Origin of the sequence: Lysinibacillus sp. SGAir0095 (assembly GCF_005491425.1) — a bacterium.
Taxonomy (GTDB): domain Bacteria; phylum Bacillota; class Bacilli; order Bacillales_A; family Planococcaceae; genus Ureibacillus.
Window position 1 is genome coordinate 1,147,450 of sequence record NZ_CP028083.1, and the last position, 21,393, is coordinate 1,168,842.

The 21,393-nt window shown below is 36.8% G+C and carries 20 protein-coding genes; 17 read left to right on the forward strand and 3 right to left on the reverse strand.

What is annotated here, in order from left to right:
- Positions 1 to 60: 60 nt before the first annotated feature.
- Both rsmD and coaD read left to right on the forward strand, forming a co-directional pair.
- On the forward strand, positions 61 to 615 hold the full coding sequence (rsmD, locus tag C1N55_RS05655) for a 16S rRNA (guanine(966)-N(2))-methyltransferase RsmD (protein WP_137727917.1): 555 nt from the start codon (positions 61 to 63) through the stop codon (positions 613 to 615).
- Positions 616 to 647: 32 nt separating this feature from the next.
- On the forward strand, positions 648 to 1,133 hold the full coding sequence (gene coaD, locus C1N55_RS05660) for a pantetheine-phosphate adenylyltransferase (RefSeq protein ID WP_137727918.1): 486 nt from the start codon (positions 648 to 650) through the stop codon (positions 1,131 to 1,133).
- Between the two features lie 169 nt (positions 1,134 to 1,302).
- Here coaD and C1N55_RS05665 read toward each other — a convergent pair whose 3' ends face one another.
- Both C1N55_RS05665 and C1N55_RS05670 read right to left on the reverse strand, forming a co-directional pair.
- Positions 1,303 to 2,661 carry an IS1182 family transposase gene (locus C1N55_RS05665; RefSeq protein ID WP_137727085.1) on the reverse strand — a complete coding sequence of 453 codons (1,359 nt, stop codon included), beginning with the start codon at positions 2,659 to 2,661 and terminating at the stop codon, positions 1,303 to 1,305.
- A 315-nt stretch (positions 2,662 to 2,976) separates the two neighbouring features.
- On the reverse strand, positions 2,977 to 3,774 hold the full coding sequence (locus tag C1N55_RS05670) for a hypothetical protein (RefSeq protein ID WP_240758391.1): 798 nt from the start codon (positions 3,772 to 3,774) through the stop codon (positions 2,977 to 2,979).
- A 212-nt stretch (positions 3,775 to 3,986) separates the two neighbouring features.
- Here C1N55_RS05670 and C1N55_RS05675 point away from each other — a divergent pair, with 212 nt between their 5' ends.
- On the forward strand, positions 3,987 to 5,036 hold the full coding sequence (locus C1N55_RS05675; protein WP_240758462.1) for a SepM family pheromone-processing serine protease: 1,050 nt from the start codon (positions 3,987 to 3,989) through the stop codon (positions 5,034 to 5,036).
- A gap of 186 nt (positions 5,037 to 5,222) precedes the next feature.
- Here C1N55_RS05675 and C1N55_RS05680 read toward each other — a convergent pair whose 3' ends face one another.
- A complete protein-coding gene (locus C1N55_RS05680; protein WP_137727919.1) occupies positions 5,223 to 6,431 on the reverse strand; it encodes a nucleotidyltransferase in 1,209 nt (402 codons plus the stop codon).
- 218 nt (positions 6,432 to 6,649) lie between these two features.
- Here C1N55_RS05680 and C1N55_RS05685 point away from each other — a divergent pair, with 218 nt between their 5' ends.
- From C1N55_RS05685 to murD, 14 genes are all read left to right on the forward strand, one after another.
- A complete protein-coding gene (locus C1N55_RS05685; RefSeq protein WP_137727920.1) occupies positions 6,650 to 7,183 on the forward strand; it encodes a YceD family protein in 534 nt (177 codons plus the stop codon).
- A gap of 24 nt (positions 7,184 to 7,207) precedes the next feature.
- Positions 7,208 to 7,381: a 50S ribosomal protein L32 gene (rpmF, locus tag C1N55_RS05690; protein WP_036202717.1), complete on the forward strand. Its 174-nt coding sequence runs from the start codon at positions 7,208 to 7,210 to the stop codon at positions 7,379 to 7,381.
- A 215-nt stretch (positions 7,382 to 7,596) separates the two neighbouring features.
- Positions 7,597 to 8,358 carry an enoyl-CoA hydratase/isomerase family protein gene (locus C1N55_RS05695; protein WP_137727921.1) on the forward strand — a complete coding sequence of 254 codons (762 nt, stop codon included), beginning with the start codon at positions 7,597 to 7,599 and terminating at the stop codon, positions 8,356 to 8,358.
- Positions 8,359 to 8,516: 158 nt separating this feature from the next.
- On the forward strand, positions 8,517 to 8,900 hold the full coding sequence (locus C1N55_RS05700) for a transcriptional regulator (RefSeq protein WP_137727922.1): 384 nt from the start codon (positions 8,517 to 8,519) through the stop codon (positions 8,898 to 8,900).
- Between the two features lie 509 nt (positions 8,901 to 9,409).
- On the forward strand, positions 9,410 to 10,312 hold the full coding sequence (locus tag C1N55_RS05705) for a ketopantoate reductase family protein (RefSeq protein ID WP_137727923.1): 903 nt from the start codon (positions 9,410 to 9,412) through the stop codon (positions 10,310 to 10,312).
- The gene (locus tag C1N55_RS05710; RefSeq protein ID WP_137727924.1) at positions 10,309 to 10,701 is read left to right on the forward strand and encodes a DUF3397 family protein; all 393 of its coding nucleotides are present in this window, start codon (positions 10,309 to 10,311) and stop codon (positions 10,699 to 10,701) included. Before C1N55_RS05705 ends, C1N55_RS05710 begins: the two co-directional genes overlap by 4 nt.
- 123 nt (positions 10,702 to 10,824) lie before the next feature.
- On the forward strand, positions 10,825 to 12,441 hold the full coding sequence (gene bshC, locus C1N55_RS05715; RefSeq protein ID WP_137727925.1) for a bacillithiol biosynthesis cysteine-adding enzyme BshC: 1,617 nt from the start codon (positions 10,825 to 10,827) through the stop codon (positions 12,439 to 12,441).
- A 259-nt stretch (positions 12,442 to 12,700) separates the two neighbouring features.
- A complete protein-coding gene (gene mraZ / locus C1N55_RS05720) occupies positions 12,701 to 13,132 on the forward strand; it encodes a division/cell wall cluster transcriptional repressor MraZ (RefSeq protein ID WP_137727926.1) in 432 nt (143 codons plus the stop codon).
- A gap of 31 nt (positions 13,133 to 13,163) precedes the next feature.
- Positions 13,164 to 14,114: a 16S rRNA (cytosine(1402)-N(4))-methyltransferase RsmH gene (gene rsmH, locus C1N55_RS05725; protein ID WP_137727927.1), complete on the forward strand. Its 951-nt coding sequence runs from the start codon at positions 13,164 to 13,166 to the stop codon at positions 14,112 to 14,114.
- A complete protein-coding gene (gene ftsL / locus C1N55_RS05730; protein ID WP_137727928.1) occupies positions 14,115 to 14,486 on the forward strand; it encodes a cell division protein FtsL in 372 nt (123 codons plus the stop codon).
- A gap of 38 nt (positions 14,487 to 14,524) precedes the next feature.
- Positions 14,525 to 16,708 carry a penicillin-binding protein gene (locus C1N55_RS05735; RefSeq protein WP_137727929.1) on the forward strand — a complete coding sequence of 728 codons (2,184 nt, stop codon included), beginning with the start codon at positions 14,525 to 14,527 and terminating at the stop codon, positions 16,706 to 16,708.
- A gap of 93 nt (positions 16,709 to 16,801) precedes the next feature.
- Positions 16,802 to 18,718, forward strand: coding sequence for a stage V sporulation protein D (locus C1N55_RS05740; protein ID WP_137727930.1), 1,917 nt, complete (start codon positions 16,802 to 16,804; stop codon positions 18,716 to 18,718).
- A gap of 88 nt (positions 18,719 to 18,806) precedes the next feature.
- On the forward strand, positions 18,807 to 19,781 hold the full coding sequence (gene mraY, locus C1N55_RS05745; RefSeq protein WP_137727931.1) for a phospho-N-acetylmuramoyl-pentapeptide-transferase: 975 nt from the start codon (positions 18,807 to 18,809) through the stop codon (positions 19,779 to 19,781).
- Positions 19,778 to 21,127 (forward strand): UDP-N-acetylmuramoyl-L-alanine--D-glutamate ligase, encoded by a 1,350-nt coding sequence (murD, locus tag C1N55_RS05750; protein ID WP_137727932.1) that lies wholly within the window; start codon positions 19,778 to 19,780, stop codon positions 21,125 to 21,127. The genes mraY and murD overlap by 4 nt, the downstream gene beginning before the upstream one ends.
- The last annotated feature ends 266 nt before the right edge of the window (positions 21,128 to 21,393 follow it).

Here is a 21,393-nt window from a genome sequence, read left to right on the forward strand (position 1 = left end):
GGCGTGGGCTTATAACAAGGGCTACAGCAACTTAACAATAATAAAAGGCTTGGTGATAGAATGCGAGTTGTAGCAGGTGAAAGAAAAGGGATGCCGTTAAAAGCAATTACGGGAACAACGACAAGACCGACAACAGATAAAGTAAAGGAATCAATTTTTAATATCATCGGTCCTTTCTTTGATGGTGGGATTGCTTTGGATTTATTTGCAGGTAGTGGAGGGCTTGGCATCGAAACTTTAAGTAGAGGTGCAAGTAAAGCAATCTTTGTTGAAAAAGATGGCCGTGCTTTTCAAACCCTGCAGGAAAATATAAAAAAATGCAGATATGAAGATGTATCAGAAACTTTTAAAACGGATGCCACACGGGCTATAAAAGGGTTGTTAAAAAGAGAGATTCAACTGGATTATTTATTTTTAGACCCACCCTACCATAAATCAGAATACTATGAATTGTTAAATTCTTTAGTAAGCCATAGTAAACTGTCTAAGGATGCCATTATCGTCTGTGAGCACTCAACTGAAGTAAGCTTGCCAACAAATTATGGCTCTTACAACTTAACAAGACAAGAAACATATGGAAGTACTATCATATCAATTTATCGAAATGAACTTTAGGTAAATTGCTAAAGGGAAATGGGGAGAAATCGGTGTCTGAAAAAATTGCAGTTGTGCCAGGGAGTTTTGATCCTATCACGAATGGTCATTTAGATATTATTAAGCGTGCAGCAGATGTATTTGACGTCATTTATGTGGCTGTATTAAATAATTCTTCTAAGAAGCCACTTTTCTCGATAGACGAAAGAATGGAGCTAATTTCACAAGTGACGAAGGATATTTCGAACATTCGTATTGAAAGCTCTTCAGGATTATTAATAGATTACGCTAGAACAAAAAATGCAAAAGCTATAGTTCGTGGATTACGCGCTATTTCGGACTTTGAATACGAAATGCAAATCACTTCTATGAACAAATTTTTGGATGAGTCTATCGAAACTTTTTTCATTATGACAAAGAATCAATATTCTTTCTTAAGTTCGAGTATTGTCAAAGAGGTTGCTCGGTACGGTGGAACAGTAACTGGTCTTGTTCCAGAAACAGTCGAAAAAGCTTTACTGCAAAAATACAATAAATAGTTATTCATTAAAAAAACGACAGAATCCTAAAAAAAGATTCTGTCGTTTCAGATTGTCGACAAAAGGCCTTCAGAATGGTCACATTCTGGAAGCCTTTTGTATTTTTTGAGATTCTTTTGGGTATTTTTTAGTCCGATTTTAGTCAAAAGTACTCTTCGAGTATTATAATTTAGACCATTTCTGGAGCTTGCCATGTCCAATTGGCAAGCTTCTTTAAATTCATGGCAGCAAAAGTAAGCATCGCCTGCATGGACAATTTTTTAATCCCTCGTAGGGTTGTCCAGCGCATACCATGCTTCTCTTTCGCATCCGCAAAGACACGTTCAATCGTCTCTTTACGTCTCGCATATATTTGTTTGGTCTCGTTTTGATGACGAAGATGATCCGCTTCCTCTACATATTCTGCCCAAATATGACGCTCAATGATTTTCCGGTGATCTTTACTATTCGTACATTGAGTAAGCAAAGGACAGGTTGCACATTGAGAAGGGTTTGATTTGTACTGGCGTTTACCTTCTTTAGTGGTAGTCGAATATTTAAGAACTTGCCCTTCCGGACAAAGGTAGCAATCATAGTACTCGTCATATACATAATCGTGTTTCCGTAAAAATCCATCCTTCGTTTTTGGACGTGTATAAGGGAGTGCAGGTTGAATCTCTTGGTCAAATAAGAATTTAGTAATCGCAGGAGTTTTATAAGCAGCATCGGCAGCAACAGCAAGTGGCTTCTTCACTTTATCCATAATCTTTTCAACAAGTGGCTGAAGCATATGACTATCATGAACATTCCCAGGTGTCACAATCGATCCAAGTATAAATCCATACCGATCAGCTGCAGCATGGAATGAATAAGCAAACTGTTTGGTTCTTTCATCTTTTACATAGTATCCACTTTCAGGATCTGTCGTACTTTGCTTAATTTCCTTCACTTCTTCTTTTTCAAATTTATCAGGTGGAAATGGCTTCTTCCCGTGATCGATACGATCTTGATTCAATTCTTCTTGAAGTTTGGCTTCATATGCACGAGTCTCTTTACGGACAATCTTCTTTTCGAATTTACGTTTATTCGCACTGGCTTTTACATGAGTTGAATCGATGAAGACATGGTCAGCACTTAGTAATCCCTTATCTGCAATTTCTTTAAGAATACGATAGAAAATCTGTTCAAAGATATCAGTATCTTGGAATCGACGTTCATAATTTTTACCGAAGGTAGAAAAGTGCGGGATTTCTGAATGAAAGCCAAACCCTAAAAACCAGCGATATGCCATATTGGTTTCAATTTCTTTTATTGTCTGACGCATTGAACGAATTCCAAATACATATTGCACAAATGTCATTTTAATTAATACAACTGGATCTACACTAGGTCTACCTAGGGTAGAATACAGTGGTTCTACCAGTGGATAGATGAAAGAAAAATCAATAGCTGACTCAAGCTTTCTGACAAGATGATTCTGTGGTACAAGTTGTTCAATTGTAATCATCTCAATTTGATCCCGTTCATTTATTTGATTTTTCGACATCATATCCAATCACCTCAACCTATATTTAGAAACTAGTTGATTGTAGTGTAGGCGGTGACTCCTGCGGGACAAGCGTGACGGCCGATACCCCGCAGGAGCACAGCGACGAGGAGGATTGGGCCACGCCCGCGGAAAGCTTCCGCCGAAACGGAAATCAACTTACTCTATTTTCAAAAGCAATTATCTAATCTATATTTTATAAGAAAAAAGACTGTAGGCAAACTCGAAAATTCGAGTTTGTCTACAGTCTGAAACGACAGAATCCTAAAAAAAGATTCTGTCGTTTTATTTTCGCTAAATTTTGATGTGAATTTAGCTTTATAAAAAAATAAGATAAAAAAGAATGGGAATTAAAATGGTAAATAAAATTCTCATAATAAAATAGGGTTTTAAAGACAAGTGTTCACCTTTTGCAATTACCGCAACCTGCATATGAATACTAAAGCTTTGACTCGTTAAAAAGGTTGCAAGAATAACCAAGAGGAGTGTATGGTGATGGGCGAAAAGTTCTTGTCCAATTCGCAAACCGTTTGTCATTTCAAGCATTGCTGCAAGAAGCAGCATGACATTATTATGTATGTCAGGGACTAAGCTTTTGACAGAATGCATGACAACCGTATAAATTGTTGTGAAAAAAATAATGGTCGCACCAACTACTAATACCGTTGGAACGCTATCCTTTACACTGCTGGTAAATGGGTTGGGTTGTTTTGCAGTGGATACGGCATTAATCGGTTTTCCTTTATCCTCTCTACGAAAATAAAAAAATATACCGGTTAATACAAGAATAGAAACAATATGATATAAAATCAAAAACTGCCAGCTAAAAGTAGAGTCATTCAGTAAATCATTCCCTACAAAGCCCAAAACGAATAGAGGGCTTGGACTATGACAAATACTTAAAAGGATATTCGCTTCTCGAAGGGAAATTTGATTGCTCTTTTTCAAATAGGTAATCGTTGCAGCACCTGTCGGAAATCCCCCAAGAGCACTAATGCCATAGGTTTTAAAATAAAGCTTAAATCGTGAAGAAGAATTACTTTTATTAGGTGTTAACCTGATAAACCATTGCGTTAGAATTAGGTAGGGTAATAAGTAGGGAAATAAAGCTTCCATAAATAATTCTACACCTAAATCAGTACCTTCATGTGCAATTCCTGGAAAGAATAATAATAAACAAATTAATGTGATACAGATAAATAAATAGAGTAGAGGAATAAACATCATCTCTTTTCAAATTTTTGTTTTCCATTTCCGCAAATGCTAAACTAATATATGCGATTCATTTAAAATTTAGTCTTAAAAGGTTACTACGGGAGGTGCTATACATATTGAAAAAATCGTTCGTTTCTATAATTATCCTGTTCATCGTTGTCTTTTTTCTAAGCTTCTATAGACTTGACTACTATATTATGAAGCCTGGTAGTGCCTACGATGTAAGCCAATTTGTCACGGTGGAAGACGGGGATAAAAACCATGAAGGAACCATGAGCTTGATGACGGTAGCAATGGCTGAAGCTACACCTCTTACATATGCCGTTTCATATTTTAAAGAGTTTGAAGAAATTTATAAAGAAGAAGATGTACGACAAGAGGAAGAGGACGAAGAAGAGTATAGTGTTCGTCAATTAAAGCTAATGACGGATTCTCAATTTAATGCATTATATATCGCTTTCCAAAAAGCAAATTTGCCGTACACAATCGAATATCATGGTGTGACTGTGCTGAATGTGCTTGCAGAAGGTGCTGCAGATGGAGAGCTTGAGCCAGGTGATGAAATTGTTGAGGTTGATGGGGTCCTTATTGAAAAAGCACAGGAGCTTACACAAATTTTAAGTACAAAAAAGGAAAATGATGTCGTTGAATTAGTAATCAATCGTAATGACAAATTGTTAGATCGCACACTTACATTGAAACCAATTCCTGGTAGTGAAAAAGTGGGGATTGGAATAACCTACTCCGAAAGTAAATTCATCAAAACGGAGCCAAACGTAAACGTGGATGCAGATAAAATCGGAGGACCCTCAGCCGGTTTGATGTTTACCTTGGAAATACTAAACCAATTAATTGATGAAGATTTAACAAAAGGATACAGTATCGCGGGTACAGGTGAAATGAACGAAGATGGAACAGTGGGACGTATAGGTGGTATTGAGAAGAAAGTAGTGGCAGCAGATAAGGACGGCGTAGAGATCTTTTTCGCTCCAGATGATGTCATCACAGAAACAATGCGCCATCTTAACCCAAATATTAAATCCAATTACGAAGTGGCAGTTGAAACAGCAGAAAAAATCAATACTGAAATGGAAATTGTCCCTGTAAAGACAATTGATGATGCACTTGACTTTATAGAAAAGCTGGAGCCAAAAGAGGACTAAGTTATTTTAGCCGTAACGGAGGAGAAAAAAGAACGCGTCTTTTTTCTCCTCCTATTTTTGTAAATATGGATTGTGTAGCAAGGCCACTAAAGAGGGAATTCTGGACCGGAAAAAGTAATTTTAGTAATACATTCCGTGCGAAGGTGGAGAGAGAACATTCGTCATCTCCATGCCCGTCTCCGATTCCTATAAACGAATCGGAGGTGTTTGGTAATCGCTGGCCATTTGCTTGCCTGACGAGTATTCTACGCCTAATGCATACATGTCTGTTGCGCGGATGTCTAATAACAGCATTGGATCTTTAGTAGAGGCTACACGGCTTATTAAAGGCAGCTGAAATTGTTTTTTGTGCTTCGATAGATATGCTTGACCATTTTGCGACATGCCTAATAATCGTATATAAGAAGGCTTTGTGGACTCATGTAGTTGATCCTTTGTTATTCCAGTATAGATATGTGTTACTATCCGTTGAAGTCTTGTCCAAGTGTAGCGTTTCGACTTAATTTGGTTCATAAATTGGTTAAAAGAATCACTTTTTTTAGCTGCTTTGATTAAAGCAAATTCGATACCCTCACTAACATCAGCAAAACGTGATAGCTGTTCGGGTGTATTTCTTAAAATGGCGAATCGCAAGTATGGCCATAGAGTTTCCCAATGAATAAAGGATCCGTACTCACTTTGCCAATTCTTCAATAAAGTAAATGATGCAGGAGGTAAAAATTGTTTAATCTCCTGTAGAGTCTGTTGCTCAAAAATGGCCTTTCTAATACCTGTTGCACTTGCTATGGTGGAATTGTTGTCAATATCATCGTGGAAGCCGGCTTTGATCCTAGGGATGGTCATAGGTTCTATTTGAAGATTCAAGCGTTTGGCAGCCTCGATATAGTGATAACCTAAAATGTTATTAGGTTGAGATAAATCAATTGTTGAGTTCACATCCATTTGACGAAGTTCCTCGTATGCCTTGTATAAACTTTGGGGATAACTAATTCCAGTTGTAACATAATGTTTAATAAGTGCGTTATATTGTTCTTCATGCTTCTTTAAGATATGAAAGGTGTTTAAGAAAGGTTGGATAGACCCTTCTTCACTTCCGAAAGCAAAATGTGTACAGCCAATAGCCTCTAACAGTTGAATAGCACCTTCGGCAAAAGCAGTAGCGTAACCAGTGCAAAACACGTAGGGAAGTTCAATTACAATATCCACGCCATTATTTAATGCCATTTTGGTCCTGTGCCATTTATCCAGAAGGGCAGGTTCGCCACGCTGTAAAAAGTGACCGCTCATAACGGCGATGACGACATCAGCATTTGAATTGCTTTTTGATTGACTTATATGATAAAAATGTCCATTATGAAATGGATTATACTCAACAACCACACCAACAGCTTTCATTTTGTTACACTCCTAAGCGGGAAGATTTTCAGTGAATAAAATTAGATAATGAGTAAAAAAGTAAAAATGAGAAATGCACTCGATTATATTTTAATAATCTCATTTTTCTTCAATTATCTAAAATTATATTACTCAATTTGTATAGTGACAAGAAAATATCTTGACATCTAAAAATACACATTATATAATCAACATTGTTGTCTCGAGGTGATTAGTGAATGAAATGGTCAATTCATCAATTATCGAAGTATCGCCAAAATGGGATGCCGATTGATGCAGAAGTACAATTGGATGATGTAATGAAACGAAACAAAGAAATTCGTCATATTTCACCCGTTCATGTAAAAGGACACTGTACTTTCGGTGCATCGCAAATGACATGTCAATTTACGATGACAGCTACATTAACTCTTCCATGTTCTAGAACTTGGGAAGATGTTGAATATCCGATTGAAGTCGATGCAGTTGAAATTTTCAGCTGGATAGATCCTGAACATCGTGGTAATGACGATGAAGATATACATTATATTGATGGTGAAGTTATCGACTTAAAACCAGTTTTAGAGGAACTTGTACTTCTGGAAGTGCCTATGCAAATATTTAAAGAGGACACTGAAGGTAATGTGCAGGGAGGCAAAGACTGGAGCTATTCAACAGATGAAGATGTGGCTCGTCAAAACGAAAATGACGAACCAAAAGTGGATCCAAGACTGGCTGATTTAGCTAAGTATTTTGATCAAACAGATGAATAGATAATCTGTAAGGAGGTGCCAATAATGGCTGTACCATTTAGAAGAACTTCTAAAACTGCAAAAAGAAAGCGTCGTACGCATTTCAAATTATCTGTACCTGGTATGGTAGCATGCCCAAACTGTGGAGAAGCAACTTTAGCTCACCACGTATGTAAAGCTTGTGGTCACTACAAAGGTAAAGAAGTAGTTAGTAAATAATTCAGTATTTACTAATATTAAGGCTATTAGAGAGGCCATGGCTCTCTAGTAGCCTTTTTTATTTTCTATCGCATTTTAGACCCTTTCTCTATGTTAGACCCATATTCTCCCCAGCTACTCTTATCACCCTTGTAAAATTCAATTTCCTCCTTTACTATTTAATCAGGATTGTCTATATATTCCATAAGAAAGTAACCATAAAGGGGATGGAGAGTATGGCTTACAAAATAGAAAACAATGAGGGAATTATCACTTTTACTATTGACCGTGTGGAAAAAAGAAATGCGGTGAATGATGAAGTGATGGAGGGTTTGAAGGAAGCGATTACATATATTAAAGAACATAACGAAGTGCAATTTTTTGTCATTACAGGTAGAGGCGAGCAAGCATTTTGCTCAGGTGGCGATTTATCGGAATTTCATCTTTTGAAAACAGAAGAGCAAGCCTTCGGGATGTTGAGTAAGATGGGGAATATCCTGTATGAATTAGCTACATTACCTGTGCCAACCATTGCATTAATAAACGGTGCAGCTGTTGGTGGTGGCTGTGAGATAGCAACCGCCTGTGATTTCCGGCTGGTGTCAAGTCACTCGAAGTGTGGTTTTATACAAGGTACCTTAGCAATCACAAGCGGTTGGGGTGGAGGAACCTATTTGTTTGAAAGAGGCTTACGATACGATCATGCCTTAAAAATGCTCATAGATTCAAAGAAATATGATGCAAAAAACCTCTATGAAATTGGCTGGGCATCAAAGGTTTTCGAAGGTTCTAAGGAGCAAGCCTTAGGTGACTTTATTGCTGATATGAGAAAAATTCACCCAGAAGTCCATCAAGCATATAAAGAAATAGAGCTTCGAAAATGGCGGGAGAACAGGATTTATGACCGTGTATTGGAAGAGATTCGTTTATGTGCAAAACTATGGGAAAGTGATTCTCATAATGATGCTGTGAACGGTTTTTTAAAGAAATCCGAATAAGGTTTTGGACATTTCTGTTCCGGAAGGGTTGTAACTCACTCTTATTGGCAAAAAACTGGTAGAAGGGAATTTAATACGATTTATCCTTTTTCTATTGATTGTTATTCTATTTAATCTATTTACCTGCATATAGTAGTAAAAAATGCGAGGTGATAGATATGGATGGAAAAAGACGTAAAGATCAATGGACTGCCGATGATGATGATAAATTAGCTGAAATCGTTATTCAGGCTGTACAAAATGGTAAAACGCAACTGGAAGCTTTTGCTGAAGCTGCAAGTATATTAAATCGTACCAAACAAGCATGTGGTTTCCGGTGGAATAAGACACTTAGACAGCAATATGGCCAAATGCTAAATAGTGTACGAAAACGTCCGAAGCAATTAATGCGCAGCCATTTAAAACTAGCACTCAGTAGTTTCGATGAACTTACAGAAGCCTATAATGAGTTAGAAGTAAGATATCGGGAATTGCAAACTGAACATGAAAAGATTCTGAAATGGCTTCAACAAGGTTCAGTTTTTATTGAACACCAAAAATAATAACAATATCTTGAAAGAGTGTTTGTAAACCAATGAATCAAAGGATGATTAGCCGCTGCTTTTGCTTTGGGATGTTTGAAGCCACATTAAAGGTATCCTATTAAATGAGAACGATTTTATTTTTTATTCATATAAGAAACGCATCAATGTATTCAGGGTCGCCTAAATGAGAAAAGTAACGTAAAAATTACTATACGTTAAAACATATGGGCGGCACAAAAATGCATTTTATTTAGATGTGATCGTTAAAGAGGTTTGCTGTTATCCGACTGTAGGTGTTCTTATATTTAAAATTTGTAATCGGATTTTAACTCTTACCTTAAAGTGGTAAACAAATTTCGTGAAACATATCGAAATTACGTTGTGTATCCATTATAATTAGTTAAAATAGTCAAGGTCTGCCATCTGGTAGACCTTTAATTTTCGTTAAGGATATATTTAATACACCTTGCTTAAAATGAGTTGGACTAGTTCAACAAGTAATTAGGGGAAGAATAGAGGGTGAAAAAATGGAAATTGTAGTACTTGGTGCTGGTTCAGTTGGGATGCTGATCACTAGCTTTTTATCTGAATATAATGATAGAGTTACTTTAATCGTCCGGAGGGAAGAACAGGCCAAAGACCTTCAACACTATGGGCTTTTGCGAAAAAATTTAGACGGTACAATCACAAGGAATAGCATCAATACAAGTCTGGATTTTTCGAAAATTTCGAAGAATTCATTAGTGATTATTGCTGTTAAATATGGACAATTACAACATATATATGAGACCTTACATACTTTAGATCCTTCAATTCCACTTCTCTTCCTGCAAAACGGTCTAGCTCATTTTGAGGAAGCGAGTAATTTACCTCAACAATCGATAGCTTTCGGTTCATGTCAATTTGGCGCAGAACGCGAAAATGATACAACAGTGCTTCATCGGGGGCAAGGCATCCTAAGAATTGCTGTTGAAAAAGGGGATGCTCTTCCTTTTACTCTTTTTTCGAAAAGCCCAAACCCGGTATTTCAGGTTGAATTTGTAGAAAGTGCAGAAGAAATGCTTTTTGAAAAGGCATTATTAAATTGCTTTATCAATCCATTAACAGCCATATTGGAAGTTAAGAATGGCTTGTTAGTAGAAAGTCCTCAATCTTTTAGTCTACTTAAAAAACTGTATGAAGAACTAATGGCGGCTTTCCCGAAAGAAATGTCTAAGCTTACTTTTTCAGACGTGGAGAATCTATGTAGGAGGACAGCCACAAATACATCATCCATGTTGGGAGATATATTAAGCTTTAGGCCAACAGAAATTGAATCAATTGTCGGTGCAGTTTTAAAACTAGGGGTTCAAAGAGGTAAAAATCTACCGTTGTTAGAAACATTATATTTGTTAGTATTAGCAAAGGAAGGAAGGAGTGAGAAAATGTGAAGATACTAATCCATTATTTAGTGAGTATTATTATTTTTTTCCCTATTATTCTATTTACCATCACATATTTTATAGCTCGTAAAAGGAAAAAAAGTAAGTTAAAATCATTCGGGATGGCAAGTGATGTGACGACGATTGTCTTGTTTTTCTCTGTACCCCTTTCCATCTCAAGCTTATGGGATAAGAATTATAATATACTAATTTTTATTATTGCAATCATTATAGCAATTATTTTTACATACATAGATTGGCGTACAAAGAAAGAAATTGAAGTTTTGCGTTTAATAAAAAAGACGTGGCGATTATACTTTATTTTACTAACGATTGCTTTTGTTGCTATATGGATTGTTGGTTTGATTCAAAGTATAATTGAATATGCTTTTAGCTAATTTAAGCATTTTCTTTTGAAGTAGAAGTTCCATACTTTACAATAAGAAATGTGAAATAATTTGCAGATTAGATAGAAATTAGAACTAGGTTGAAAACTGTTCTTAGAGTAGAGGAGATTTTTTATGAGACTGGAGCATATTGAATTACCAGTTAACAATAAATTGCTGGCTGATTATTGGTCAGGTAATGAAAAATTACGTTCATTTTTTAAATATGAATATAATGATGATGCATTTCAAACTCGCTATAATTACCTAAAATCAAAGCATTATTATAATAACGAGTTAAGTAGTATTATTCGTCAATTTATGGAACCATTTGGTATTTCCGAAAAAGCCGAAGAAAATTTAAATGCTCTAGAACATGGTTCGGTTGCAGTAGTGGGTGGTCAACAAGCCGGGATTCTTACTGGTCCGTTATACTCTATTCATAAAGCCGTTTCAGTCATTCTTTTGGCGAAAGAACAAAGCATTAAATTAGGAGAAAAAATTGTTCCGATCTTTTGGGTAGCAGGGGAAGATCATGATTTAGATGAAATCAATCATACCTATACGAATGTAAATGGTGCGATAAAGAAACGAGTATATAGTGATCGTTCTATATTGAAAACAATGGCTTCTACAACTAGTCTTCAAAAGGAAGAGCTTGAAAAATTAATACGTACGATTTTCAAAGATTATGGAGAAACGGAATATTCTCAGATTCTTTATAAAAATTGTATAAATCAATTGGAACAAAGTGAAACCTTTACTGAGTTTTTTGCCCGTTTAATGAATGAATTATTCAAAACTGAAGGCTTGTTATTGCTTGATGCAGCCTATACGCCTTTTAGGAAGCTTGAATCGGATTTCTTTGTAAAAATGATTGAATTAAATGAACAAATTGCAAAAGCTGTTGTGAAAAAGGAGCAAACTTTAGATAGGGCGGGCTATGGAACACCAATCCTTGCGAAAATTGACAATGCAAATCTTTTTTATGTGCAAGAAGGAGAACGTTTTTTATTAGAAAGAAAAAGCAATCTCTATCAAGATGCTACTGGGTTTATTACATTAACTTTGGACCAACTGCTTGATATTGCAAAAAACAACCCAGAAAAATTGAGCAATAACGTTGTAACAAGGCCGCTTATGCAGGAAATGACTATTCCGGTGCTTGCTTTTGTTGGAGGTCCGGGTGAGTTAGCGTATTGGGCAACATTAAAGGATGCCTTCAATGTCCTCGATTTGCAAATGCCCATTATAGCACCTAGAATGCATATTACTTTAGTGGAGCGGAAAATCGAGCAGCTTCTTTCGAAATATGAGCTTTCAATTCTAGATATAATGAATGGTAAAGCAAAATACTTGAAAGAACAATATATTGACAGTGTTCAAGATGCAGAAGCTAAACTGCAGCTTGAGGGTTTAAATCAAATGGTGAAGGAGCAATATAAAAAGCTCGAAGCTCACTTAAATATACAGCAACTAGAATTGCAGCCGATTATAGAAAAGAATATGAAGTATCATGAATTGCAGTTTGATTATTTAAGCAAGAAAATTGAGCAGCGGGTATTAATAAAGCATGAGAAAACAATCCGTCAATTTGATATGATGCAGCTTGCGCTTTATCCAAATGATAGTCTACAAGAGAGAGTTTACAATCCATTCCAGTATATGAATTATTATGGCCCAACACTCATACGAGATTTATGTGCGCTCCCACTGGAGATTGCAAATAAGCACTATGTAATTCATCTGTAATAATTGTATTAGGACTTTAATGTTCTTGAGTAATTAGACCTATTAGGCCTGTTGAGCCCTTATATATGGAGCTTTCGGTGCAGAAAAAGAAGTCGTCTCATAAAAGAGACGACTTCTTTTTTGTGCCAAATTTCATATGTGAAGAGGTGTAAAAAAGTACTATATACACAATTTGTAAAAAGTAGTTAACAATCTCTTTAAAAATGTGGAGGAAAGTGGGGGAATGTGGTACATTATTTACTAAAGTGGGGTGAGTAGCATGTTCATGGGAGAATATCAGCATTCCGTTGATGCAAAAGGGCGCCTTATAGTACCTTCAAAATTTCGTGAAGACTTAGGGAATACTTTTGTTATTACACGCGGACTTGATAACTGTCTATTTGGATATCCTATGGATGAATGGCGAAAACTCGAAGAAAAGTTAAAAGAATTACCAATGACCAAAAAGGATGCAAGGGCTTTTGCAAGGTTCTTCTTTTCTGGCGCAACAGAAGTTGAAATAGATAAACAAGGCCGAATTAATATCCCATCAACCTTATCTACCTATGCAAAAATTGAGAAAGAGTGTGTAGTTTTAGGTGTTTCAAGTAAAATTGAAATTTGGGCAAAAGAAGCTTGGGAATCATATTTCAACGAAGCTGAGGATTCTTTTAATGAGATCGCAGAAAATTTGATTGGCTTTGACTTCTAGAAAAGTTGCCGCCAAAAAGGAGTAATGGTTAATGTTCGATCATACAACCGTATTATTAAAAGAAACTGTTGATGGACTGAACATCGATCCACGAGGAATCTATGTGGATTGTACATTAGGTGGCGCTGGACATAGCGAATACTTAGTACAGCAATTATCATCAGAAGGTCGATTAATTTGTTTCGATCAAGATACGACAGCAATTGAAAATGCAAAAGTACGATTAGCGGACTATTTAGATCGGGTGACTTTTGTGCATTCGAATTTCCGTTATGTTAAAGAGGAATTACAAAAATTAAATATTGAGAAAATTGATGGTATCCTATATGACTTAGGTGTTTCTTCCCCACAGTTAGATACACCAGAGCGAGGATTTAGTTATCACCATGATGCACCGTTAGATATGCGTATGGACCAAACTGCATCTCTTTCGGCATTTCATGTAGTAAATGAATGGGCATATGAAGATTTAGTCCGTATTTTTTTCCGTTATGGAGAAGAGAAATTCTCTAAGCAAATTGCACGTAAAATCGAAGAAGCAAGGAAAAATGCGCCAGTTGAAACTACAGGGCAGCTTGTTGAATTGATAAAAGAAGGGATTCCTGCCCCTGCTCGAAGAAAGGGCGGCCATCCAGCCAAAAGAGTCTTCCAAGCAATTCGAATAGCAGTTAATGATGAATTAGGAGCTGCCGAGGATTCATTGGTGGATGCAATAGAGTTATTGAAAATTGGTGGCAGAATTAGTGTCATCACGTTCCATTCATTAGAAGATCGTTTAACAAAATCTATTTTTAAAGAGGCTTCAGCTCTTCCAGATTTACCTCCTGGCTTACCGGTAATTCCTGATGAGTACAAGCCTACATTAAAGCTTGTAGCCAGAAAACCAATCGTACCAACTGACGAGGAGTTAGAAGAAAATAATCGTTCGCGTTCCGCAAAACTTCGAATTGCCGAAAAAATAAACGAGAAAGGAAGAGGGTAAATGGCAGTACGTGCTAGGCAAAATTCTTATATCAGCCAACCATTAACTACCGAACAACAACAACCAGTTAAACAGCAAAGCAGCAAAAGAAAAAAATCGATTATCACAGCAAAAGAGAAAATGTTATACATTGCGTTTATTGTGGTGGTTGCGGTTTTGGCAGTGACAATACTACATAAACAAAGTTCAATCCAACAAACAACCATGGAAATACAGAAGATTGAATCTGAAATCACAGAAATCGAAAAACAAAATGTAGATTTAAAAGTTCAAGTAAGTGAACTATCAACTTATGAGAGAATTTGGGAAAAAGCAAAAGAACTCGGATTAACACTTAATGAGAAAAATGTGAAGGTAGTGCCGGGAGAATGAAAAAAAAGAGATTTCGATTCCAATGGGGAGCCTTTCTAATGTTAGTTATTTATGGAGGGCTCTTTTTTGCTTTATTTATCCGTATCTTTTATATTCAGTCAACTGGTGAAATTAATGGACAGCAATTAGAAGCAAAAGCAGCTGCCCTCTATGGAAAAGAAGCAGTTTTGACTGCAGAACGGGGTAAAATACTTGACCGTAATGGTGGTATTATTGCAGAGGATACACTAAGCTATCGCCTGGTAGCAGTTGTAAATCCAGAAGCAACTGTAGATGATAAGGAACCAAGACATGTAGTAGATCCCGAGAATACGGCGAAGGTTCTAGCAAACTATATTTCGATGGAAGAGTCAGAGATTTATAAAATCTTAACTAAAAAACTTAGTGATGGGAGAACTCCTTATCAAGTTGAATTTGGTGTAGCGGGGCGTAGTATTAGTCATGAAATTATGTCGGCGATCAAAAGTGAAAAACTTCCTGGTATTACCTTTGCAAGTGATTCAACACGCTATTATCCAAATGGACCCTTTGCATCGCATTTAATAGGCTTTGCTTTGAAGGAAGAACAAGAAGATGGCAGTTTTCATACAGTAGGGAAAATGGGATTGGAATATACTTATAACAAAGAGTTAACAGGTAAAAACGGTTCTATGCAATATGAAAGTGATATATTTGGGTACTTACTGCCAAATAGTGAAAAGGTAATAACACCCGCTGAAAACGGGGATAATATTTATCTTACCATCGACAAAACAATACAAAATTTCTTAGAAGAATCAATGACAAATGTTTATAAAGAGTATAATCCTGAATCGATGATAGCAGTTGTTGCCGATCCAAAAACAGGTGAGATTTTAGCGATGTCACAGCGACCAACCTTCGACCCGGATACGAGAGAAGGGCTAGATTCATGGAATAATGACATAATCGAATCAGTAATTGAACCTGGTTCTACCATGAAAACTTTTACGCTAGCAACAGCAATTGAAACGGACAATTGGTATCCAGGTGCTACCTATCAATCAGGTTCTTACACTTTATTTGGGGATACAATTAGGGACCATAACCAAAGAGGGTGGGGACCGATTACGTATTTAGAAGGTTTCCAGAGGTCATCGAATACCGCCATGGCTAATATGCTAGAGTATATTGGAAATGATACTTTAATAGAGTACTTTAAAAAATTTGGATTCGGTGAAAAAACAGGGATTGATTTACCAGGTGAAGCATCAGGGACATTACTAACTAATTGGCCAATTAACTATGTCACAACATCCTATGGACAAGGCTCTACAGTTACACCAATTCAGCTCGTACAAGCTATGACAGCAATTGCGAATGATGGAGAAATGATGCAACCCTATGTGATTGATAAAATAGTAGACTCAACGAGTGGGGAAGTAATTAAGGATGAGAAACCAACTGTGAAAGGGAAACCTGTATCCGAAGAAACTGCTAAACAGGTAAGGGAAATTTTAGCTTCCACTGTTACTTCTGAGGCTGGTACTGCCAAAAGCTTTGCAATTGATGGCTATGAGGTAGCAGGAAAAACGGGAACAGCTTATATTCCAAAATCAGACGGTTCAGGAAAGTATTTAACCGGGAATAAGAACAATTATTTATATTCGTTCTTAGGGATGGCTCCTGCAGATGATCCACAATTAATTGTCTATGTTGCAGTTAAAAAACCAAAACTAGGAGCAACAGAGGTAGGTTCCGCACCAGTTTCACAAGTGTTTACATCTGTAATGCAAAACAGTTTAAAGTATTTAAATATTAAACCAGAGGATGTAGCACAAGTAGAAACAACAAAGATGAAGGAATATCTTGGAGAGAATGCACAAAACGTTCAAATTGAGTTGGAGAATAGCGGTATAACACCGATTGTTATTGGAGATGGTGGTCAAATTATAGATCAATATCCAAAGAAAGATCTGGCTATTACAAAGGGAAGTATTGTGTTCTTGAAAACAGAAGGATCAGTTACCATACCATCATTTGAAAATTGGTCATTAAGAAATTTACTCGTCTATAAAATGATGTCAGGGCTCTCGATTGAAATTGTTGGGGAAGGATATGTTGAAAGTCAGAGTGTGTCTGCAAACACGGTCATCGGAGAAGGTTCTCCGATAGTTGTGCAATTAAGAACGCCTGAAGAAACTTACTCCTCACCTCCAGCTGAAGAACCAGCAACCGAAGGAGAAGAATTACCACAAGATTAACTTCAATCAATAGATAAAAAGCGAATTTGAGTAAAAGCTCGAATACAAGCAGTTATTATTTCATACTTTGTTAAAAACGAGGTGTGAAATAGAATGAAGTGGATATCGACCATTTCAAAGAATCGATTGAAGTTAATTGTTTATGGTTTTATACTTTTTGGTTTAGCAGTAGTAATAAGGTTATTTTATGTCCAAGTCATCCAGCATGATAAGCTTACAGAATTGGCAAAGGAAAATTGGGATAGGGAAATTCCATTTGCATCAGAAAGAGGAGAAATTGTAGACCGGAATGGGGAAGTCATTGTAACGAATAAATTAGCCCCGACGCTTTATTTTATGCCTGCACAGAACGATAATATTGAAGAAGCAGCAAATCAAATCGCTTCGGTGTTAGACCTAGATGCAAAAAAGTTATTTGAGAAAATGAACACACGAGAATATTTAGTTAAACTTGAAAAAAATATTACGTACGAACAAGCAGTTAAAATTCAAGGTCTAAAAATAGGTGGGCTATATAGCGGTGCAGATTATGTACGCCATTATCCTTATGGAGACTTATTATCACGATTCATAGGATTTACTGGCTATGACACACAGGGTCTTGCAGGTATGGAATATCAATATAATAAGGTGTTAACATCAAAAAAAGCAGCTATTCGGCTCTTTACGGATGCACAAGGAAATTCCCTCCCTCATGTGGATGATGAATGGCGTGAAGGTGATGCAGGTGCAACGGTAGAACTAACTATTGATCTGGACGTTCAAAAGGTAGTAGAAAGAGAACTATCTCAAGCGATGGAAAAATATGATGCAGACCAAGCATTAGCTATGGCGATGAATGTGAATACTGGTGAAATATTAGCATTATCATCCTACCCTACATATGATCCTGCTAATTATTCAGAGGTAGATCAATCCATATATAACCGAAATCTACCGGTTTGGATGACCTACGAGCCGGGTTCTACTTTTAAAATCATTACTTTAAGTGCAGCACTTGAGGAAGGTGTTGTAGACTTAGAGAAGGATACGTTTTATGACAAAGGTTATGTAATGGTTGAGGACTCTCGACTACGATGCTGGAAGCGTGAGGGACACGGTAGTGAAACTTTTTTAGAGGTGGTAGAGAACTCTTGTAACCCTGGCTTTATCGAGATGGGACAACGGGTAGGCTCTGAAAAGCTTCTACAATATATAAAAGACTTCGGATTTGGTGAAACTACTGGTTCAAATATTCCAGGCGAAGCCTCAGGAATACTTTTTTCAAAAGAAGCTTTTGGTCCAGTGGAACATGCAACAACCTCCTTCGGTCAAGGGATTGCTGTAACACCAATTCAACAAATCCAAGCTGTGGCAGCAAGCGTAAATGGCGGGAAATTATTTACACCTTATGTTGTATCAAAAGTGGTTGATTCTGAATCTGGTAAAACAATAATTGAAAATAAGCCGGAATTGAAACGAACAGTAATAAGTGAAGAAACTTCAGCACAGGTTCGTAATGCCCTAGAATCAGTAGTTGCTAATGGTTCTGGTAGAGCTGCCTTCCGTGATGGGCTTCGTATTGGTGGAAAAACAGGTACTGCACAAAAAGTAGTAGATGGTCGTTATAAAGACGGAGAATATATCGTATCATTTATAGGTTTTGCTCCTGCTGATAATCCTGAAGTGGTTGTTTATGTGGCTATCGACAATCCAAAGAGCTCTACAGTATTTGGTAGTACAATTGCTGCACCAATCGTTGGACAAATTATTGAGGATATTGCTCCGACAGTGGGCATAGAGGTAGATCGTGAAGGTCAAATGGAAAAACAATATCGTTGGGGAGACCCAATTACTGATAAAGTGCCAAATTTAGTAGGCTATTCAGTGGATGAAATTGCGAAATTGCAGTATCCATTTAAAATGGAAATACATGGTGAAGGGAATATTATAAAAGCTCAATTACCTGAACCAGACAATATTCTAGAACAAGATGGGACAATACATCTGTATTTGGACGAAAAAAATTAGTTAGTAACTTCTTAGTGTAAATGATGCTAAAAATAGATTTTATATATAATACTAAAGAAGAAAGAACAGAAATAAGAGGAGATTTAACATGACAATTACAACAACAATAACCATTCTAGCAATTTCATTTATCGTTTCAGTGGTTTTGGCACCGATTTTAATCCCAATACTTCGTCGAATGAAATTTGGACAGAGTATTCGAGAAGAGGGTCCACAATCACATATGAAAAAAGCTGGAACACCAACGATGGGTGGCATAATTTTTTTAATCTCGATTATTGCTACAACGGTAATTGTTGGAAATATGTCTGACATATTTACGACTCAATCTGTCGTAATCATCCTAGTCTTAGCTGGTTTTGGTTTGATCGGATTTTTGGATGATGGCATTAAAGTCATTTTTAAACGTAATTTAGGACTAACATCGCTGCAAAAATTAATCGGTCAAATAATTATCTCGATTGCTGCATTTCTACTATTACGACTTGGATCTTTCGATACCTCAATAAGTATACCGTTTACAGAGTTTTCTATTGATTTAGGGATTTTATATGTTGGTTTTTTAATCTTCTGGTTGGTAGGCTTCTCTAATGCTGTGAATTTAACTGATGGATTGGATGGTCTAGTTGCTGGTACTGCATCCATTGCCTTTACCGCATTCGGAGTTATCGCTTTGTTCAATGGCCAAGCCGATGTTGCGTTATTTACGTTTGCCGTAACAGGTGCACTTTTAGGGTTTTTACTATTTAATGCAAATCCTGCAAAGGTATTTATGGGGGATACGGGCTCTTTAGCTTTAGGTGGGGCCCTTGCCCTTGTATCCATTCTAGTAAAAGCAGAACTACTATTATTGTTAATTGGCTTAGTGTTTGTCGTTGAAACATTATCAGTTATCTTACAAGTAGCAAGCTTTAAACTACGTGGAAAACGAATCTTTAAAATGAGCCCAATTCACCACCATTTTGAACTGTCTGGTTGGTCCGAGCGTAAAGTGGTAGGCGTCTTTTGGTCAACGGCATTGGTTGTTGCATTAATTGCAGTAGTATCGGAGGCATTGCTATGATTCAATATACAAAATTACAACATAAAAAAGTGTTAGTACTTGGCTTAGCGAAAAGTGGAGTAGCTGCAGCAGAACTGCTTCATGACTTAGGTGCTTTCGTTACGGTAAATGATTCAAAGCCCTTTGATGAAAATCCACAGGCACAAGGCCTTTTGGAGAAAGGGATTACGGTTATTTGTGGAAGACATCCAGAGGATTTGCTAGATGAAGGATTTGAACTGCTCGTTAAGAATCCAGGTATTCCATATTCAAATCCAATCGTGGATGATGCAGTAAAACGTGGAATCCAGGTAATAACAGAAGTAGAACTAGCTTATTTAGTAAGTGAGGCACCAATTATTGGAATTACAGGGACAAATGGAAAAACGACGACTACTACTCTTATATTTGAAATGTTGAATAGTGGAGGGAAGAATCCACTAATTGCCGGAAATATTGGCACCGTTGCTTGCGGGGTAGCTGCTAGTGCAACTGACCAGAATGTAATTGTTACTGAACTATCCTCTTTCCAATTAATGGGGACAAATGAATTTAAACCAAAAATTGCAATTTTAACGAACCTATATGATGCCCACTTAGATTACCACGGGACATTTGAGGACTATGCAGAGGCTAAATTTAATATTACAAGAAATCAAGATGAAACAGATTGGTTGATCTATAATGCAGAGCAAGAGATTGTGAAGGAGTATGCGGCTAAATCGAATGCGCAAAAAATTCCATTTAGCTCAAATGGACATTCAAATGAGGGAATTAGCGCAGATGATACGACGATTTATTGGCAGGGTGAAGTATTTTTAGAAAGAGTAAATATTGCACTTCCCGGGAAACATAATTTAGAAAATATATTAGCTGCACTGGCTGCATGTATTTTATATGGCTGTGATAAAGAGGCGTTAGTAGAAGTATTAAGAACATTTACTGGCGTTCGTCACCGTACACAGTTTGTACGTGATTGGAATGGACGAAAAATCTACAATGACTCAAAAGCAACAAATTGTTTAGCAACAAAAGTTGCTTTAGAAGCTTTTACACAACCAACAGTTTTACTGGCTGGTGGATTAGATCGCAATCACTCATTTGAGGAGCTGCGTTCTTCTATGAGAAATGTAAAAAGTGTTGTAGCCTTTGGTCAAACACGGGAAAGATTTATTGAATTTGCGAAATCTTGTGGAGTAGAAGAAACCGTGATAGCTGAAAACGTTGAAGATGCAGTGTCAAAAGCAGCTTCTATTTCAGAAAGAGGGGATGTAATATTATTATCCCCTGCATGTGCAAGTTGGGATCAGTACAAAAGCTTTGAAATTAGAGGCGATTTATTCATTGATGCTGTTATGAAGCTATAAAGTACTTATCGGTGGAATTTAATAATCTAAAACGAATGTATCCTAAAATTAGAGTAGATGATCAAATAATTGGATTAGTGTAACCTCTAATCAAAATATTCTAACAGGCAAGAAAGTAAAGTGTACAATTTCGAACAGTGACTAGCAGAAGGTGCTGGCTCTCCTGCACAATTTCAAAGATCGCAAGAAAAGGACTAAAAGCTTCCTTTGGTTGATTCTTCGGATTGCTGTTGGAGACATAAGTAAGCACCTTCCGCTTTTCTACA

Bases quoted from the DNA above. Each gene is read 5' to 3' on its own strand.
- rsmD (WP_137727917.1), top strand. From the start codon at position 61: ATGCGAGTTGTAGCAGGTGAAAGAAAAGGGATGCCGTTAAAAGCAATT.
- C1N55_RS05665 (WP_137727085.1), bottom strand. From the start codon at position 2,661: ATGATGTCGAAAAATCAAATAAATGAACGGGATCAAATTGAGATGATT.
- C1N55_RS05670 (WP_240758391.1), bottom strand. From the start codon at position 3,774: ATGGAAGCTTTATTTCCCTACTTATTACCCTACCTAATTCTAACGCAA.
- C1N55_RS05680 (WP_137727919.1), bottom strand. From the start codon at position 6,431: ATGAAAGCTGTTGGTGTGGTTGTTGAGTATAATCCATTTCATAATGGA.
- C1N55_RS05685 (WP_137727920.1), top strand. From the start codon at position 6,650: ATGAAATGGTCAATTCATCAATTATCGAAGTATCGCCAAAATGGGATG.
- rpmF (WP_036202717.1), top strand. From the start codon at position 7,208: ATGGCTGTACCATTTAGAAGAACTTCTAAAACTGCAAAAAGAAAGCGT.
- C1N55_RS05695 (WP_137727921.1), top strand. From the start codon at position 7,597: ATGGCTTACAAAATAGAAAACAATGAGGGAATTATCACTTTTACTATT.
- C1N55_RS05700 (WP_137727922.1), top strand. From the start codon at position 8,517: ATGGATGGAAAAAGACGTAAAGATCAATGGACTGCCGATGATGATGAT.
- C1N55_RS05705 (WP_137727923.1), top strand. From the start codon at position 9,410: ATGGAAATTGTAGTACTTGGTGCTGGTTCAGTTGGGATGCTGATCACT.
- bshC (WP_137727925.1), top strand. From the start codon at position 10,825: ATGAGACTGGAGCATATTGAATTACCAGTTAACAATAAATTGCTGGCT.
- mraZ (WP_137727926.1), top strand. From the start codon at position 12,701: ATGTTCATGGGAGAATATCAGCATTCCGTTGATGCAAAAGGGCGCCTT.
- rsmH (WP_137727927.1), top strand. From the start codon at position 13,164: ATGTTCGATCATACAACCGTATTATTAAAAGAAACTGTTGATGGACTG.
- ftsL (WP_137727928.1), top strand. From the start codon at position 14,115: ATGGCAGTACGTGCTAGGCAAAATTCTTATATCAGCCAACCATTAACT.
- C1N55_RS05735 (WP_137727929.1), top strand. From the start codon at position 14,525: ATGTTAGTTATTTATGGAGGGCTCTTTTTTGCTTTATTTATCCGTATC.
- C1N55_RS05740 (WP_137727930.1), top strand. From the start codon at position 16,802: ATGAAGTGGATATCGACCATTTCAAAGAATCGATTGAAGTTAATTGTT.
- mraY (WP_137727931.1), top strand. From the start codon at position 18,807: ATGACAATTACAACAACAATAACCATTCTAGCAATTTCATTTATCGTT.
- murD (WP_137727932.1), top strand. From the start codon at position 19,778: ATGATTCAATATACAAAATTACAACATAAAAAAGTGTTAGTACTTGGC.